Genomic DNA, 15,504 nt, shown 5'->3' with positions numbered 1-15,504 from the left:
CAATATCTTAGTGTTGTTGCCAACCGAGAGCTGGATCAGGATAGATGGAAACAAAAAAAATTCAAGTTTTGTAGTAGTTTAAATTTGAAAAATAGTTATGGATTGCTACATTCAATCACTCCTTATAACTTATTATTTATCTTATAATATAAGTCATGAATACAATAAGGGAAGCAGCAGAACATAATATACCGCTGTTGGCTGTTGGCTGTTGGCTGTTGGCTGTACGAGCAGCTAATAGCCAAAAGCCAACAGCCCGGTAAGTTATTGAATGCTGCGCCCCTAAGCTGGTCAAACAAAGCCCGGAAACAACTTCTGAAGCTATCAAGGCAGGATGCCAGCAAAATTCACAGGGAAGCGTCAGTTCTGGCATACTTTCCTGAGTGCCAAAGCATAAAAAAACTGATTAACCACCAGTACGATTACCGGTTAAGGGTGGGGCGATACAGGATTTTTTTTAACTTCGACGGTGGCATACACATCGTCACTATTGAAGAGGTGAAACTCAGAAATGAACATACCTACTGATGTTCAGATCATCAGTCATTCAGGCAAACCAGCCTTTGCTGTTGTGCCTTACGACCAATGGCTGCAACTGACCGGGCAGACTGCCGAGGTTTACTTTCCCCATGATGTAGTGGGCTATCAGCTTCAGGGCTACAGCCTTATTGCAGCATGGCGTAAATACAAGAAACTGAGTCAGGGTCAGCTGGCTGACCGGCTTGGCATCAGCCAAAGCGCAATGGCTCAGATAGAAAGTCGTGACTCAAAACCACAAACTAAAACCCTTGAACGTATAGCCAATGCGTTGAGCATTACCATTTTGCAGCTACAGGAGTAGCTGCAAAGATTTGGCTGATCTTAAGGCCATTTTTCAGCTATGGTTATCTCGTTACATGACAGGCAACAGCCACTCATGTATGAACCGTTTTGTAGTAGGTGAAATACTGTTCCCCGCCCTGGCGGGGCTCCTTCAGGCTCATTTCATATTGGAAGAGACTGACTGTTGACGACGTTCTTGATAACCAGTTCTGGCCAGAGCTATGGCCAATACATGCCAGACAGGACGGGCTGGATGATCTCAGAAAACAACCCTGGTTTGTTCAGGAAATCCGCCGTGCCATCGATAAAAATGAAACACCGGACTACCCGCCCTTCGCTCTGAAAAAGGCACTCTGACATGGCAGACCTCTACGACACCGATTTATTGCTGCCCATATTCCAGCCACCTTCAGCCTGATAAAACGACCCGGTCTCTGCCGTTAATGGCAGAATTTCCTGCCACTTTAACGTGGACGTATCCGTTTTTAATTGCTCAATAGCAGCTAGCCATTTGGGCGGGATGCTTTCTCTTGCTTTATCCCAGTCGCGTTTTGGCAGATTGATTTTGCTCAGCAACCAGCCATGTTGTTCATGGTCGGCATAGGGTTTTAGCTGGTCGTTTTCAACTCTGGCCAGAATGACTGAAACCGTATCGTTTTCCGATAAGCGGGTGGGAATATTCACATCTTCATCCCAGCCTCTGTTGTGTTTCGCTGATTTATGGGTATAACCCCGCTGCAATTCCAACTGGTTGAACCGCCCCATTCCCCGCCGGCTTTTCTGTTCAGCTTCTGCTTCAAGGGAGGCTTCATCCAAAACGTTCGGGATATCGTCTTGTGCTGCTTCACCATAAACACCTTCAATCAGCTGTCGTGCATCCCCCGGCATTGAAAAGCCACCGCCTGTTAATACGACTCTGGCCGTTAACCAGAGTTTCCCCACATGGCTATAGACACTTTGCGTACCCGGCAACAAGACCCGGAGCCAGTCCTTATGCTCAACGTTATCCGGGTCCGGTGACAGCAGATACAGGCAGGGCGGATCACGCTGATCTTTTGCGCCAGCGGTGTTCAACCGGTTACCGAAAGCATCCCTGATATGTCGCTGCAAGCGGCCAGCCCGCTGAATCAGCAGGTCAACAGGGGCAAGGTCAGAGATCAGGACGTCAAAATCCAAATCAAGGCTTTGTTCTACCACCTGCGTAGCGATTAACACCTGAGAACGCCTTTGCTGCTCGACGGACTTGTCACCAAAACGTTCCAGTACATCGCTTTCAATACCCTGACGATCAATCATGGCGTACCGACTATGGAACAGCGTCAGCTTTTCACCCTCCATCCAGCCCTGCTCACTGAGCGTCTGGTAGGCATTACGTGCGTCATCCACTGTATTGCGAATCCAGCAGATGCAGTGGCCATCTGTCACTGCCTGACGGATTCGCTCAAGAGCCGATGATTCATCGTTCAGCCTTATAACGTTAACGGTTCGTGTAACACTTTGCCGGGTGGGAACAGCCGTTTCAGTCAGCCCGTCTTCACACAGGCAGGTCGCTAACGGGTAGTCATTGTTCTGAGGAGCAACAGACCCGGAAATTCCACGACCTTCGGCAAAGTTAGCCAGTAACTGTTTTCGCATTGTTTCCGGTAGTGTCGCTGACAGGAGAATAGCACTACCACCCTGGGCAGCATGGGCTTTGAGCAAAGCCTGCAACAGGCTTTGCATATAATCGTCGTAAGCGTGAACCTCATCCACCAGCAATACTTTACCGGTCAAACCCAACAGCCTCAGGGATTGGTGTCTGGCAGGCAATATGCCCAGTAACGCCTGATCAATGGTTCCGATGCCGACATCGGCCAGCAACGCTTTTTTGCGGTTATCCGCCAGCCAGGCATTACAGTAAGCGGTAGCGGAAAGATCATCACGGGCATAATTCTTATCGGGTTTCTGTTGCGATAATGCCACAGAGTCCCGGAATTTATCCGACAGTTGACTGGCACCATGCGCCAGTACCATTGAAGGTTTTTCACCGTCAGAGTAAAGCGCCTGATAACTTTTTTGCAGCCGGTCGTACATGGCGTTGGCGGTTGCCATGGTTGGCAGCCCCACATACAAACCATCCGCCTGCCCTGCACTCATCAGCCGATGCACCAGCGTCATGGCTGCCTCTGTTTTACCGGCTCCGGTGACGTCTTCCAGAAGAAACAGCTGCGGTTTGTTGCTGATAGCAACTTGCTGTGAGTACTCCTGCAACGGCGTCGGGGTTTCAATAAAGTCGAACTGATCCCTGATGGAGGTAAAGGGCGCTATGGAGCGGGGGAGGAACTCGGCTTTGGCCAGCACTTTCTCCGCTTTTGGTAACGCGGTCTTTTGCCAGTAAACCTCCAAAGGCCGCACACTGGCTCTGTATTTAAAAACATCCTGATCTGAACCTAACCAGTCAGCCAGTACCGCGAGCCCAGCCAGCTGCCAGGACGAACGACGAAAGTCTTCTTTTGATATTTGTGCAAGAGGGCTCAGATCTGGCAGCCAGTTTCGGGTCAGATCCCGAATAAACTGTTCAGCCGCTGACTCATCCTCAACTTCAAGAGCTCCCTCTAAACCTGACATAAACTTCAGAGGGGGCTGACCGTGATGGCCGCAGACTATTTCCAACCATCCTGAAACAAACTCCTGAACTTCTTCGGGAAAGATATCAGATAGCTCCAGCTCAAGGACTTCTTCCCAAAGACAAAAACCAAGCGTGTCATGCCGATGCGTTGACGTACAGCGATTCACAAATGGCACCAATGCAGGAGAAAGATTCGGCACCAGGTTCTGAAAAGCCCGAAAGAACTTACCCAGGTCGTGCAGCATAAGGCAAAAACTGAACCAGTCCCGAAGCCATTCAGGTTCCACATTTAATTGCCCGGCAAGGCTGCGGCACTGTTTTTTGTCGGGATCAAGCAAGCAGTAGCCTACCGCCGCGACATCAAGGCAGTGGTAAGGCAGCAAATGATAATGATCGCCTTCCTTTCCGGAGGTTTTCCTCGCCTTACCCCAATATCTGTAATAATTCATGATGTTTTCCATTACCTGTTTTTCCGTTTTATAAGAGGCTTTCAGGATGCGGATAAAAGTACTGGATTTTAGCAGCCTCCTTCTTGGCACGCTGCTACTATCAACTCTGTCTCTGGCACAGGAAGATGGCTGGCAAACACTGGACAGCGTGCAGGCGCGCTCTACACACCAGACGATTAACCTGCTGATACCGGAAGCGTTTCAGGGAAAAAGCATAGCATCGATCCGTTTTCATGCTGCCAACGGTGATATAAGAATGAACTATGCCAAACTGTTTTTAAACGACGGAGATAATATAAATTTCAGTATTCAGAGAACAGTTCACGCCGGTCATAATTCAAGGATGATTCCTGTCAAAATAGGGAATCGCACCCTGACAAAAGTCAGTCTGTTTTACAGAGTGCAACAAAAGGACAATGTACGTGTAACGCTTCAGGCGCAGCTATCAGAAGAAAACTGACTTTATTTCCGAATGTGGCCGTCCCTGGCCACTCATAAATCCAAAGTCGGGGTTGATTAGAAGTTACGTCCAACCGATGCGAACGTCATCTTGTTCTCGTAATCGCCCGTCAACTCGCCAAGGTCGATGATTTCCTTAACTCTGGAGCTCAGGTAAACGTCACGACCACCCAGAACAGTGCTGAGAACCTTGGTCTTGTGAACGTCGGTAATAGGCACTTCAAAGATATTCTGGTTGAGCACCACGAAGTCAGCGTATTTGCCCTGGGTGATGGAGCCGATTTCGTGGGAACGCTTCTGGCTGTCAGCACCAGCCTGCGTGTACAACCAGAGAGCCGTTTCCAGAGAAATAGCATACTCCTCAGCGTTCATGGTGGGCCCTTCCTTAATGCCACAACCACGACGGGTTACGATGGTCTCAATCGCCGCCCACGGGTCAACCGGAGTTACCATCCAGTCTGTGCCAATAGATACAGGGGCGCCACTGTCAATAATCGGCTTCACCGGGAACATGTATTTCTGAACACGCTCTTTGCCAATATCCTGCTCAATAACACGGGTAGCGGCCATGTCGTACCAGAACACGGGCGAGAACTCTGCGTGAACATTCAATTTTGCAAAGCGCTGAACGTCATCCGGATGAATCATTGAAGTGTGGGCTACCCGGTGCTGTAGTTTGTCAGCGTTGTTGCCGGGCTTCTTGCGCAGTTCTTCTACCGCATCCAGCACCATACGGGCAGCGCCGTCACCGGCGCAATGTGCGTGAACCGTCAGCCCCATGGCATCGTATTTGTGCAGGCCTTCACGGTACTGTTCAGGCGTATTACGCCATGGCCCGTGATAATTAGTACCTTCATAAGGCTCAACGACAACCGCCGTCTGACCCGCCGCAGCGCCGTCGAGGATGTACTTAACGCCAACAATTTTTACATTCTTGCCGTCATAGTCCCTGTGATTCATGATGTACTTGTCCGCCAGCTTCTGCATTTCCGGCGTCGCAAAGTCCACTACATCCGTCGCGTAAACGGTCAGACGAACACTCAGGTCATCGTTGTCATCCAGGTACTTATAAGCCTGGCCGTACATTTCACGGGACCATACTTCACTGACCGATGTCAGGCCGTAACTGTTCAGGTAGCTGAAGATAGGCTTGAGTTGCTTTTCGCCCAGTTCCTTAGGTCCTGGCAGGGTACCCAGCCACTTCTCCCAGACAATGTGAGCCGCCAGTTCACGGAGCACACCCGTCGGCTCGCCATTCTCGTCACGCACGTAATGACCGCCAACAGGATCAGGCGTGTCCTTGGTAATACCGCATACTTCAAGGGCTTTAGAGTTAACCAGCGCCGCATGACCTGAACACTCCCAGAAATACGCAGGCTTGTCCGGAATCAGCTCGTCAAGAATCTTCTTGTGGGAAGGCTTGCCGAACATCTTGATGTTTGAGCCGTCATCCCACAGGTAATCAAGGTTTGCGCCAAACACCCATGGTCGTTCAGGGTGCTCATCCAGTTCCTTTTTCACCAGTACCTTGAATTCATCCCAGGTGGTGCTCAGCTCGTCGACCCGCACATTGTTGTAGCATTCCACCGCCATTTCAGGGTGCATGTGGTCGTCAATCAGTCCCGGTAGAACGGTATGACCGCGCAGGTCAACCACCAGGGTTTCTGGTGTGCGCAGCTTCAGAATTTCTTTGGTTGTGCCTACCTTGGTAAACACATTGCCACGAATCGCAAAGGCTTCTGCCCATGCCTGCTTGTACTTGCCCCCCTGGTAGACTTTGCCGTTCACGTACAGAACGGTTTTGTCACCAACACTCGGGTGCGGGGCTGCCACTCCGCCACTGGCTACCGCCTGGGCGATAGGACTGACCATTGTCGCCGCAGCGGCGGCAGTGGCCGCAGCACCAAAACTCTTTTTGAAGAAGCTTCTGCGTTGCGGTGACTCAAGAATGTTGTCGTTATCATTCAGATCAAGCATTTTGCGTTTCATGGTTACTCCTGATTACTTCTGGTTTTATCTTGTTAGCAAAATCGGTGTATCAATTCCGTTCTACTTTATCCCGGTTAATAAAGCTCACCCGGGCGTTCTCCAGTATCTGTTTGAGGGTTTCCAGATACAGCCGTTTTTTTGCCAGCCCTGGCTGCCTTTCCAGACTCACAATCAATGTGTTCAGTCGCTGAACCTCACCTTCGGTATTGGCAACCTGCGCCCGAGCCTGGGCCTGGGCCTGCTTGAGGGTTTTGTTCACTTCACTGCGAGCCCGGGCCAGCTTCGTCTCCCGCTCCCCGAGCGCATCCTGAATCAGTTTTTCCCTGGCCGCCGGAGCCATTTGTACTTCGTCGTAGGCCTGCTTGATAACAGCCGGGGTTTCCAGCCGGTTCAGCATAACGTTGGTGACGGTGATCCCCGGGCTAAAGCTGTCCAGCTCCTGTTGGATTGCCTGTTGCATCCACTGTTGAAAATCACTGCGTCCGGTAGTCAGCAGACTGTCCAGCTCTCTCTGGCTGACATAAATCACGGCCTGAGCTTTGGCGATGTTACGCAATATCGTCTCAGCGTCCATGGCAACGGATAAAAACTTACCGGGGCTGGGAATGCTGTACTGAACCTGCAAAGCCAGTTCGATCAGGTCACCTTTGCCGGTGGTCAGTTCGCTACCGGTCAAAGCGCTGTCCAGCTCTTTGGCAAAATCAATATTGATAGACCGAAGCTCAACAGCCGAAAGGGTTTCCACGCTTTCCACCGGCCAGGGCAACCGGTAGTGCATTCCCGGCATGACATTCTGCTCGACAATGCGACCAAAGCGACTGACCACCGCCCGCTGATCCGCATCCACCGAGTAAAATCCACTGACCCCGTAGAGCATCAGCGCCAGCACCACAACCAGCCAGCGCAGACGGTGAAACAACTGCCGGTAAACCCGGTTGATATCTTGCCACCAACTCATGATTCGTCCTTGGCGTCCAGCTTAGGGTTAACCAGTTGCTCAAACAAATCGGAGTCCGACGGCAAAATAAGACGACTATTATTGTCTAAAACGGCCTTGTAAGCTTCCATGGTTCGCACAAACTCAAAGAATTCCTGATGGGACTCAAAAGCCTGGCTGTATAGCTCAGCGGCCCTGGCCTCACTGTTGCCCTTGATGATCTGGCTGTCACGGTAGGCGGTGGATTTCAGCCCGGCAATTTCCTGCTCAGTTCGGGCGCGGATTTTCTCCGCTTCTTCATGGCCTTGCGCCCGGTATTGCTTCGACAGTCGCTCCCACTCTGAACTCATACGATCGTAAATGGCTTTCAGGTTGCGGGGTGAATAACCAAATTTCACCGCCCGTACCGCCAGTACTTCGATACCCAGCTCCTGACGACTGACTTTGTCCACCCGCTCAGACACCTGCTGAAACAGTTCATCCAGGTGATTTTGTTCTGAGTCGACGTTAAGAATGCTCTCCAGCGGATAAGAGGCCAGCATCGCCCCGACCTGGGAGTTGGTGATGGTATTCAGCCGCTGTTGTGCAATTTCGGTGGTACGGGTGCTGGTCATGAAGGCCACGGGATCAACGATACGCCAGACCACGTAGTTATCGACGACAATGTTTCGACGATCCCTGGTGCTGTATTCGCTGGGCTCAAGGCGCAGCATCTGCACCCTTTTTTCCAGAGGTGTCACCGCCTGCACCGGGTTGGGGAGTTTCACCGCCAGTCCCGCTTCGGTAATGGTTTTCACTGGTCTGCCGAACTGGGTGATCACCGCGTACTCGTGTTCTTTCACCGTGACAAAGCAGGTGGCCGCGATGTATACGCTGAGCAGCCCTCCTGCCAGCCACCAGATTTTTGCTTTCAAACTCATGGACCTGACCTGAATATTCTGAAATTCTCCAACAACTCCCGCTCCCCGGCACTGAGGTTGCGTTCTCCTTCACTCATCTCGTTCAGATAGTCCGGATAGCCGTTATTGATAACCGGTTGCTGAGTGAGATCCGGAAGCGATAAAGCCGGTACCTCTTCGTCTGGCTGAGGTTCAGAAGATGGCGATTCCGGCAATGTCTGGAGAGGCTGGAACATCGGGCTTCCATAGGGATTGCCCCAGATGCGAAAATCCTGACTGCTGAAAGCCGGGTCGATCACCGTAAACGGTTTTCCCGTCAATGCGCTCCGGGCAATATCCACCTGTTGATTAAACCGGTAGGCCTCAGGCGCTTTATGGTAGACCCTGGCTAACGCTTTAAAATGACGGCTCTCACCTTCAGCGGAATGGATTCGCTGGCTCGCCTGTGCCCTGGCTTCGGATTTCACCAGAAAATGCTGCGCCCGCGCTTTGGGAATTTCCGTTAAACGCCAGCCCTCAGCCTGATTAACCAGGGTATGGCTCTCCTGATAAGCGTCCAGGGCGTCACGGTACTGACTGACCAGATAGGCCGGTGGCTCAATTTGCTGGACGTTGACTGACACCACTTCAACCGGCAGCTGAAACGGTTCCACCTCAGCAGTAATCTGCTCCGCCAGAGTTGCCGCATAATCACTGAAACCTTCCTGTTGCAGCTGGGCAAAACTGACTTTGGCGCTACTGCGGGTCAACACCGCATTGGCCAGATTCACCAGCAGTTCTTCAATATGAGTAAACCGGTTCAGTTCGGCGCTGGGGTCTGTGAGCCGGTACTGAAGGTCTGCGGTAAAAAACATCAGCTTTTCATCGCCGGTGAGCAGATAGTCCGCATCTTCCCGGCTTAGCTGGCTTTGCTTGATGGAGTACCACAACTTTGCCCCGTAAGACGGGCGCAGAAAAGAATTTTTGCTGCCAATGGCAATGGAATACAGCTGCCCTTCCGGAAGCAAAGTCACCTGCTCAAAGGGCTGGGGTAAAGACCAGACCAGACCAGGCTGAATGTGATTGTCAATCATTTTGCCCAGCCGGGTGTGAACGCCCATAAAGCCCTGGGGGACAACCGTTATACCAGAGGTCAGATAGACGACGGTAGCTACTGCACAGACAGGCTTCCACAACTGGCTGGCTAACTGTCGGCAACGACGCGCTACGGCCTCAACAGGGATGTGGTCGGGCAGATAGCGAACCAGTGTCTGGTAGCACCGTTCCAGCAAAGAGACATCCGGCGCATCGTGTCCGGACAGGGTACGCACCCCCGTGACCAGCAGCTCAGCCCCCGTGATCAAAATCATCAGAGCGATCAGCAGTGCCACATATTCATCAATATTAAAACCGATCAGGGAGCCGGTCAGGGACAGCATCACCGCCCCGGAGGTCATCAGGTCCACCTTGGTGTGGAGGCTGTCGGCTTTCAGTGCTTCCGAGTCTGCTTCGATACCCACCAGCATTTTCAGGCGGGAAATAAACAACAGCAGCACCATGACCACACCGATACCGGCGATACCCCACCAGGCGTGAGTGATCGGTTCATTCTGTACCGTCAGGGTCTGGTCATAAATCTCATAAGGTACGGCCAGAATCAGCAGCGATACCAGAATGACCGCCATTCCCTCCACTTTAATGGCGCGCTGAATTCGTCGTTCATCACCACTGCGCTCCTCCCGGAAGCGATAAGCCATGCTCAGCAACAACGCCAATGACACCAGCACATCACTCAGGGAGTGCAGGGCATCAGCGCTTAACGCCACACTGGCAGTGAGCCAGGCCAGAAAAATACGAAATCCGGTCAATGCCAGGTCAATAACAAGTGCCGTTGCCGATGTGCGAATACGTCTGTCTGAAAACATCCTCTGGCCTGTAAAAAACTCAATAAAAAAGCCACCGGCAAACCGTCTGAAGACGTTTTGCCGGTGGCCTGGAGGGCAGAATTACCTGATGTTATTAAGAATGGTCGGGAGGGCCGTATGGAAACCATCGACCGCAAAACGTGCACTGGATGCGACGTTGTAGTTACCAAACATGGCGACAACGGTCTTACTCTCTTTTTCCACCGCCAGAACCTGGCCATGAACACCAATGCCTACCATCCACGGCTTACCATCGAGGTTCAGGATGCGGAACTGGTCTTTGTAGAAACCGTCAGCCAGTGCCGCTTCTTTACCCAGTGCCCAGGCCGCTTTAACTTCCTTATCACCCGCCCAGATTCCATCCAGGAACGCCTTCGGAATCACCTGGGTGCCGTCCTGCGCCTTGCCGTCGTGCGCCCAGATGTCACCCATGGTAGCCGCATCACGGGTAGTCATGGACAGGCCGCCACAGGCCATGGGCTGATCGTCTTTGCCGACAAAGATGGTGGCTTTGGAGTTGAACCCACCCTGCTTCCAGATCTTGTCTTCAAAGTACTGGCTCCAGTGCTGGTCGGTAGCGCGCGCTGTGATCAGACCCAGCACTTCGGTGTTGTAGCTGTGGTATTCATACTTTTTACCCGCCTCGTAAGCGGTTTTGTTCAGGTGTTTGGTGTATTCCTGTACGCCCACCCAGTCAGTCGGCTCACCGTACCAGCCGATGGCTTTCGCCATGCTCATATCCCAGTCACTGGCGTAAGCGTTCTGGTTGTCGGCGTCAATCAGTCCGAAACCGGTGCGCATATCCAGTGCGTGTTGCAGGGGCTGGCCTTCGATCACTGTGCCTTTTGCTTCGGGCAGGTACTTGTCAATCGGGTCGGAAAACTTCAGGTGGCCTTCTTCCTGAGCGATCGCGGCCAGGGAGCTGGCAAAGGATTTGGTAATACTCTGAGCCAGTTGCAGAGTGTCTTTGTTGGTGCCTGACCAGTAATGCTCATGCACCAGTTTGCCGTCCTGCAGTACCACCATGGTGCGGTTATGCAGGCGATCCCGTAACAGTTCCTCAATGGTCAACTCAAAACCATCGACATCCTGAACCGGTGCGGACATATCCAGCGCCCTGGAAGACTTCTCAAAAGTACGGCCTTGCTTCGCAGGGTACATGGTGGCGTGGTTCAGCAGACGGTGGGAGTCAATAAAGGTTAGCGAGGTGAACTCACCGTCATCCCAGTTAGCCTGGGTGATGCCATAGCCAGCCAGCTTATCCAGAGTGTCTGTATCCGCCTTATCCAGTGTGAAGGCATTGGCTCCGAATGCAGCCATGCTAATAACGGTGGCGAGTAGCGTTTTTTTCATACTCTGTTCCTTGTCTGATTCTTTACTCAAAGTCTTAATGGCAGGTCATAATTGATTGAAAAGACCACCGACAAAACCGCCCGAAGAACGGTTTTGCCGGTGGTTCAGAGTAATCGTTATGATGCTTCTACAGGCTTGCGGTCATTCTCCGCAATCAGCTTGCCTTCGTAGTAGACCTTGGTCGGGTACTGGGCATGAACCTGGTTCTTCGGTACCTCAAACAGGTTGTTACTCATGATCTGGAAGTTGGCTTTCTTGCCTTTTTCAAGGCTGCCCACCTTATCTTCCAGACGCAGAGAGACGGCTGCATTCAGCGTGTAAGAGCGAATGGCGTTCTCCAGCGGAATCACGGCGTCCGGGTTCATGCTCTTCTCGGATTCACTCGCGCCTGGCATGCGGCGGGTAGTCAGCGTTTCAATGTGCTGCAGTGGGTCCAGGGGAGACTGGCTCCAGTCACTGGCCGCTACGTAGTTGTTGCCCTCAGCGATAGCCTTCTTGATTGGGAAGAAGTTCTTGATATCTTCCATACCGTTAGGCATGTCCTGAGCCAGCATTTCGTAAACCGGCATTGGCGTCCAGAAACCCGGGGAGAACTCCATGGTGGCGTTTACGTTTTTAGCCCGGGCAAAATCCTGATCCTCCACCATAAAGCAGTGAGCAATGTGGTTACGCAGCTCACGGACTTTTTCAATACCGTTGACTTTGGCGGACTCTTCCATAGCCTTCAGCACCAGAGACATGCCCCGGTCACCCACGGTGTGGGTGGTCACCGCCAGTCCCATGCCGTTGTACATGATCATTTCATCTTTAAAGCGCTCATAAGGCGTGTAAAGCTTGCCGTAATCATCGGAGCCAGCGTAAGGCTTGTGCAGTGCCGCCGCACGACCAAAAGGAGAGGAGTCGATAAAGGTTTTTACGCCGTCAACACGAAAACGCTCGGTTTCGTATTTATGCTTCTCTTTCAGGGCAGGCAGAATGGATTTGCCGAAGTAGAATTCATTGATATACGGGTGCATATTGACGTCCATGGTCAACTTGCCCGCCTTGTCCAGGTCGTGGTACGCCTGCATCTGCTCGCGATCACCTTCCATCACTTTCACCGATGTAATACCGAACGCGTTGATCTCCTTCATGGATTCGACGGCCGCTTCAGTGACATCTTTCATCCGATGAGCAGGGTGGTACTTTAGTACCTGCTGGATCGCGGGCCCAGCCACCAGATGGCCATTTGGCTCACCTTTTTCATCCAACAGGATTTTGCCCCCTTCAGCAGCTTTGGTGTCTTTAGTGATACCTGCCAGCTCCAAAGCCCTGGTGTTCACTACCACCACGTGCCCCCCTTCGTCTTCAATGGCAGCAGGACGGTCTGGGATGTATTTATCCAGATAGTGGCGATCCATGGTCACGCCGGTATTGTGGAAGTAAGACCAGGAGAAGGCCTTACCGAAGATCCATTCTTTATCAGCGCCACGTCCTTTTGCATACTCCTGAAGCAGCTTCCCGAACTCTTCCGGGGTTTTATGTTCCAGGTTGGCGGTACTGTTGTTAAAGAAAACGTTTTCCACCATCTTAACCCGTACCGGGTGGGTGTGGGCGTCGATAAAGCCCGGCATTACAAACTGACCTTTCAGGTCAACCACTTTGGAGTCGGCATCTTTGAACGCCATAATCTCTTTGCTGCTGCCCAGCTTGACAAATTTGCCGTCCTTGACAGCAAACGCTTCAGCCCATGCCTGATCGGTATTAACGGTGTAGACCTGACCGTTTACATAAACAGTGTCAGCGTTCTCGCCCGCACTGGCTGAGCCTGTGGCCAGTGCCAGCGACAGGGCCAGGGATGACAACAGGAATGGTTTTGCTTTCACGTTCGACTCCATCGGGTAGTTTGATTTGCCTTAAAATTGGTCGCCATTATTCATTAACCGGAGCAATCAACAAATCGCTTGTCACGGCTTATCGGCGCATGCTCAGCGTGACAATTATTCATGCAAAAGTGTTCGCTGCATTTTCAGCACCGTTCAAAAGCTGGAAAAGGCTATAACTCGAGGGTTTGAGGACGGGGAACTGATTATTTCCGGCAGAAAACCAGGACATCCGCTATAAATCACCGACACCTCCCTGTTTGATTAAAGAAAAAGGTGATCAGTGGCTATCCAGTCAAACAAAGCAATAAGAAATTTGGTGTTTCTGTACTTTTGTCGGTTGGTGGTACTTCTCACCGCTTCGCAAACTGTGCTGTCAGACACATTTAGTCATTTTAAGAATCATTGGGTGCAGTCAGCTGACTATGACCCTGGGGAATATAACTCTGAATCAACTTTTTTACCTCCCGTTAATCTGCACCAACTGCATCAGCTAGCAGAAGACGAACAACCAGCCACCAGAACGAATCACAACGCAAAAGTAACAATCGACGACCAGAGCGCCTACCTGCAGGATATTCTGCTGGACATTGATAACGGCTACTGGGTTATTTTGATTATTGAAACCGACGAGTCAGGCAAGCCCGTTGCCGTCAGTAAAATACACACCGGAATTCACTACCTGAGCTCACAGCCATCGGAGATTCTGGATAGTAGCAACACTGTAAAACCAGCCTCCCTCACCACTCGAAGCGAGCACCAGCAAAAGATTCTCAATGGCGTTATATTGCCTCTATTGAAGGACAGACAAGCGACTCCAGGCCAGCATCCTGAGTTTTATGATTTACCTGAAACCATACCAGAGGAGTCAAATTTTAATTTCACACCTGTGGAAACTACAGATGAGATGACTGAGACTGAGACTGAGACTACACCAGAACCGGAACCAACGGCATGTAACGAAGGCGCATCCACTTCCACTGAGCCAACCAGCCATGATAAAGAAACCACCAGAACTCAGCTCTTGTCTCTGTTAAAAGTACTCGATGATGCTCATTACACAGGATCCATCGTGGATCAATTAAATAACAACCACGAGTTTCAGTGCTTATTCAGCGTACTGCCAGGTTCGTTTATTGATCTCCTGAACAACGACTTTGATACCCTGCTGACGTTACCAAACAAGCACCTCATGGAATTTCTTCGCATGGCTTCAATGCTCGCCCATAACAATAACGAAAATTCATCAGCAGAAGGTCTTACTTATTATTTTGATAAGTTATTGCAGGTTTTCCATGGGGATGCCTTCACACCAATAGAAGGACAGAAATATGTTAGCCGAGACAAGTTTTTTAAGATACTGATCAACCTTCCTGAGATTGCCTGGCAAAACAGCAGAGAGCCCGATCCTGAGCTTCAGGCTTTTGGCAGCGATGGGGAAACAGCAGTCTCTAATGAAGTTATTGACGAAGCAGCCTCTTTATGTGGGTACCGGTCTCCATTCAGTCAAGACAACAAGCCAAAAACCAGAAGACGGTACCACATCCTCCCCATTCGCGACATTCTCGAACCCGCCTGGAATAAATATAGGCCAGCCAAGGGCAGTGAGGATATATACATACATCTTGATAAATATCCACCAACCCGAGAGAAGCAATCATTATCAGCATTGAATAGTTTAAACTCAGGCTTCTACTCGATGCCGTTGGAAGAAGCCTTGTTACATGTTGACCGGTCTTCCAGCAACAACATTTACTCTGTCCATGCCGGATCCGGAATCACATTCAACTTTGCCTCAGCAGAACAGCTGTTTGCTTATTACCAGAAAAATCAATTCCTGTATGTCATTATCCGTCGTCTCGCTTACTCCCCAGAGTATTACCTCCCCCGTTCTCTCTCCAGCGGGCTATCAGAAAAAGACCTTTCAAGTACCCAGACACAAGCCCTGAACTTGTTTGGTCTGAGCCTGGACCAGCTAATGCAGCCTGATGCCATTAATCTGATTACAGCCCGTTTCCGCAAGGAAGCTTTACGCTGCCACCCGGATAAGGGTGGCACAAAAAAAGCGTTTCAGGATCTGGACAATGCCAAAGATATCCTTCTGACACTCGCCATAATCTACGGAAAAAGAGCTGAGTAGCCCATAGCATGACGATTACTCATGTTAGAATACTCGCCGGATTTTAAAGTTTGTCCCATTTCAGAGAGTCAGGAAAGGAAAA

Annotated in this window: 12 protein-coding genes; 5 read left to right on the top strand and 7 right to left on the bottom strand. The window is 51.0% G+C overall.

The annotated features are described in order from the left end of the window. Positions 1–204: 204 nt before the first annotated feature. The 3 genes from NX720_RS12465 to NX720_RS12455 all read left to right on the top strand — a co-directional run bounded on the left by NX720_RS12465 (position 205) and on the right by NX720_RS12455 (position 1,179). On the top strand, positions 205–528 hold the full coding sequence (locus NX720_RS12465; RefSeq protein ID WP_262601427.1) for a type II toxin-antitoxin system RelE family toxin: 324 nt from the start codon (positions 205–207) through the stop codon (positions 526–528). Further along, on the top strand, positions 512–841 hold the full coding sequence (locus NX720_RS12460) for a helix-turn-helix domain-containing protein (protein ID WP_262601426.1): 330 nt from the start codon (positions 512–514) through the stop codon (positions 839–841). The genes NX720_RS12465 and NX720_RS12460 overlap by 17 nt, the downstream gene beginning before the upstream one ends. Before the next feature lie 98 nt (positions 842–939). Then, positions 940–1,179, top strand: a complete 240-nt coding sequence (locus NX720_RS12455) for a hypothetical protein (protein ID WP_262601425.1) — start codon at positions 940–942, stop codon at positions 1,177–1,179. 12 nt (positions 1,180–1,191) lie between these two features. Here NX720_RS12455 and cas3 read toward each other — a convergent pair whose 3' ends face one another. Then, the gene (gene cas3, locus NX720_RS12450; RefSeq protein ID WP_262601424.1) at positions 1,192–3,879 is read right to left on the bottom strand and encodes a CRISPR-associated helicase Cas3'; all 2,688 of its coding nucleotides are present in this window, start codon (positions 3,877–3,879) and stop codon (positions 1,192–1,194) included. Between the two features lie 46 nt (positions 3,880–3,925). Between cas3 and NX720_RS12445 the strand changes: the two genes are divergently transcribed. Further along, the gene (locus NX720_RS12445) at positions 3,926–4,339 is read left to right on the top strand and encodes a hypothetical protein (RefSeq protein ID WP_262601423.1); all 414 of its coding nucleotides are present in this window, start codon (positions 3,926–3,928) and stop codon (positions 4,337–4,339) included. A gap of 56 nt (positions 4,340–4,395) precedes the next feature. On the opposite strand, the gene NX720_RS12440 is transcribed toward NX720_RS12445, so the two are convergent. The 6 genes from NX720_RS12440 to NX720_RS12415 all read right to left on the bottom strand — a co-directional run bounded on the left by NX720_RS12440 (position 4,396) and on the right by NX720_RS12415 (position 13,285). Further along, the gene (locus NX720_RS12440) at positions 4,396–6,327 is read right to left on the bottom strand and encodes an amidohydrolase (RefSeq protein ID WP_262601422.1); all 1,932 of its coding nucleotides are present in this window, start codon (positions 6,325–6,327) and stop codon (positions 4,396–4,398) included. A 49-nt stretch (positions 6,328–6,376) separates the two neighbouring features. After that, positions 6,377–7,285, bottom strand: coding sequence for a protease modulator HflK (hflK, locus tag NX720_RS12435; RefSeq protein ID WP_262601421.1), 909 nt, complete (start codon positions 7,283–7,285; stop codon positions 6,377–6,379). Then, complete coding sequence (hflC, locus tag NX720_RS12430; protein WP_262601420.1) at positions 7,282–8,184, bottom strand: protease modulator HflC; 903 nt, start codon at positions 8,182–8,184, stop codon at positions 7,282–7,284. The genes hflK and hflC overlap by 4 nt, the downstream gene beginning before the upstream one ends. Further along, positions 8,181–10,067: a cation transporter gene (locus NX720_RS12425; RefSeq protein ID WP_262601419.1), complete on the bottom strand. Its 1,887-nt coding sequence runs from the start codon at positions 10,065–10,067 to the stop codon at positions 8,181–8,183. Before NX720_RS12425 ends, hflC begins: the two co-directional genes overlap by 4 nt. 81 nt (positions 10,068–10,148) lie before the next feature. Beyond that, positions 10,149–11,420 (bottom strand): serine hydrolase domain-containing protein, encoded by a 1,272-nt coding sequence (locus NX720_RS12420; RefSeq protein WP_262601418.1) that lies wholly within the window; start codon positions 11,418–11,420, stop codon positions 10,149–10,151. A gap of 116 nt (positions 11,421–11,536) precedes the next feature. Next, positions 11,537–13,285: an amidohydrolase gene (locus NX720_RS12415; protein ID WP_262601417.1), complete on the bottom strand. Its 1,749-nt coding sequence runs from the start codon at positions 13,283–13,285 to the stop codon at positions 11,537–11,539. Between the two features lie 406 nt (positions 13,286–13,691). Here NX720_RS12415 and NX720_RS12410 point away from each other — a divergent pair, with 406 nt between their 5' ends. Continuing rightward, on the top strand, positions 13,692–15,422 hold the full coding sequence (locus NX720_RS12410) for a J domain-containing protein (protein WP_262601416.1): 1,731 nt from the start codon (positions 13,692–13,694) through the stop codon (positions 15,420–15,422). Positions 15,423–15,504 lie beyond the last annotated feature (82 nt).

The organism is Endozoicomonas euniceicola, assembly GCF_025562755.1.
Lineage (GTDB): Bacteria > Pseudomonadota > Gammaproteobacteria > Pseudomonadales > Endozoicomonadaceae > Endozoicomonas_A > Endozoicomonas_A euniceicola.
Note: the sequence above shows the minus strand (reverse complement) of the source record. Positions and strands in the feature narration are given on the sequence as shown.

Bases quoted from the DNA above. Each gene is read 5' to 3' on its own strand.
- cas3 (WP_262601424.1), bottom strand. From the start codon at position 3,879: ATGAATTATTACAGATATTGGGGTAAGGCGAGGAAAACCTCCGGAAAG.
- NX720_RS12425 (WP_262601419.1), bottom strand. From the start codon at position 10,067: ATGTTTTCAGACAGACGTATTCGCACATCGGCAACGGCACTTGTTATT.
- NX720_RS12440 (WP_262601422.1), bottom strand. From the start codon at position 6,327: ATGAAACGCAAAATGCTTGATCTGAATGATAACGACAACATTCTTGAG.
- NX720_RS12460 (WP_262601426.1), top strand. From the start codon at position 512: ATGAACATACCTACTGATGTTCAGATCATCAGTCATTCAGGCAAACCA.
- hflK (WP_262601421.1), bottom strand. From the start codon at position 7,285: ATGAGTTGGTGGCAAGATATCAACCGGGTTTACCGGCAGTTGTTTCAC.
- hflC (WP_262601420.1), bottom strand. From the start codon at position 8,184: ATGAGTTTGAAAGCAAAAATCTGGTGGCTGGCAGGAGGGCTGCTCAGC.
- NX720_RS12445 (WP_262601423.1), top strand. From the start codon at position 3,926: ATGCGGATAAAAGTACTGGATTTTAGCAGCCTCCTTCTTGGCACGCTG.
- NX720_RS12420 (WP_262601418.1), bottom strand. From the start codon at position 11,420: ATGAAAAAAACGCTACTCGCCACCGTTATTAGCATGGCTGCATTCGGA.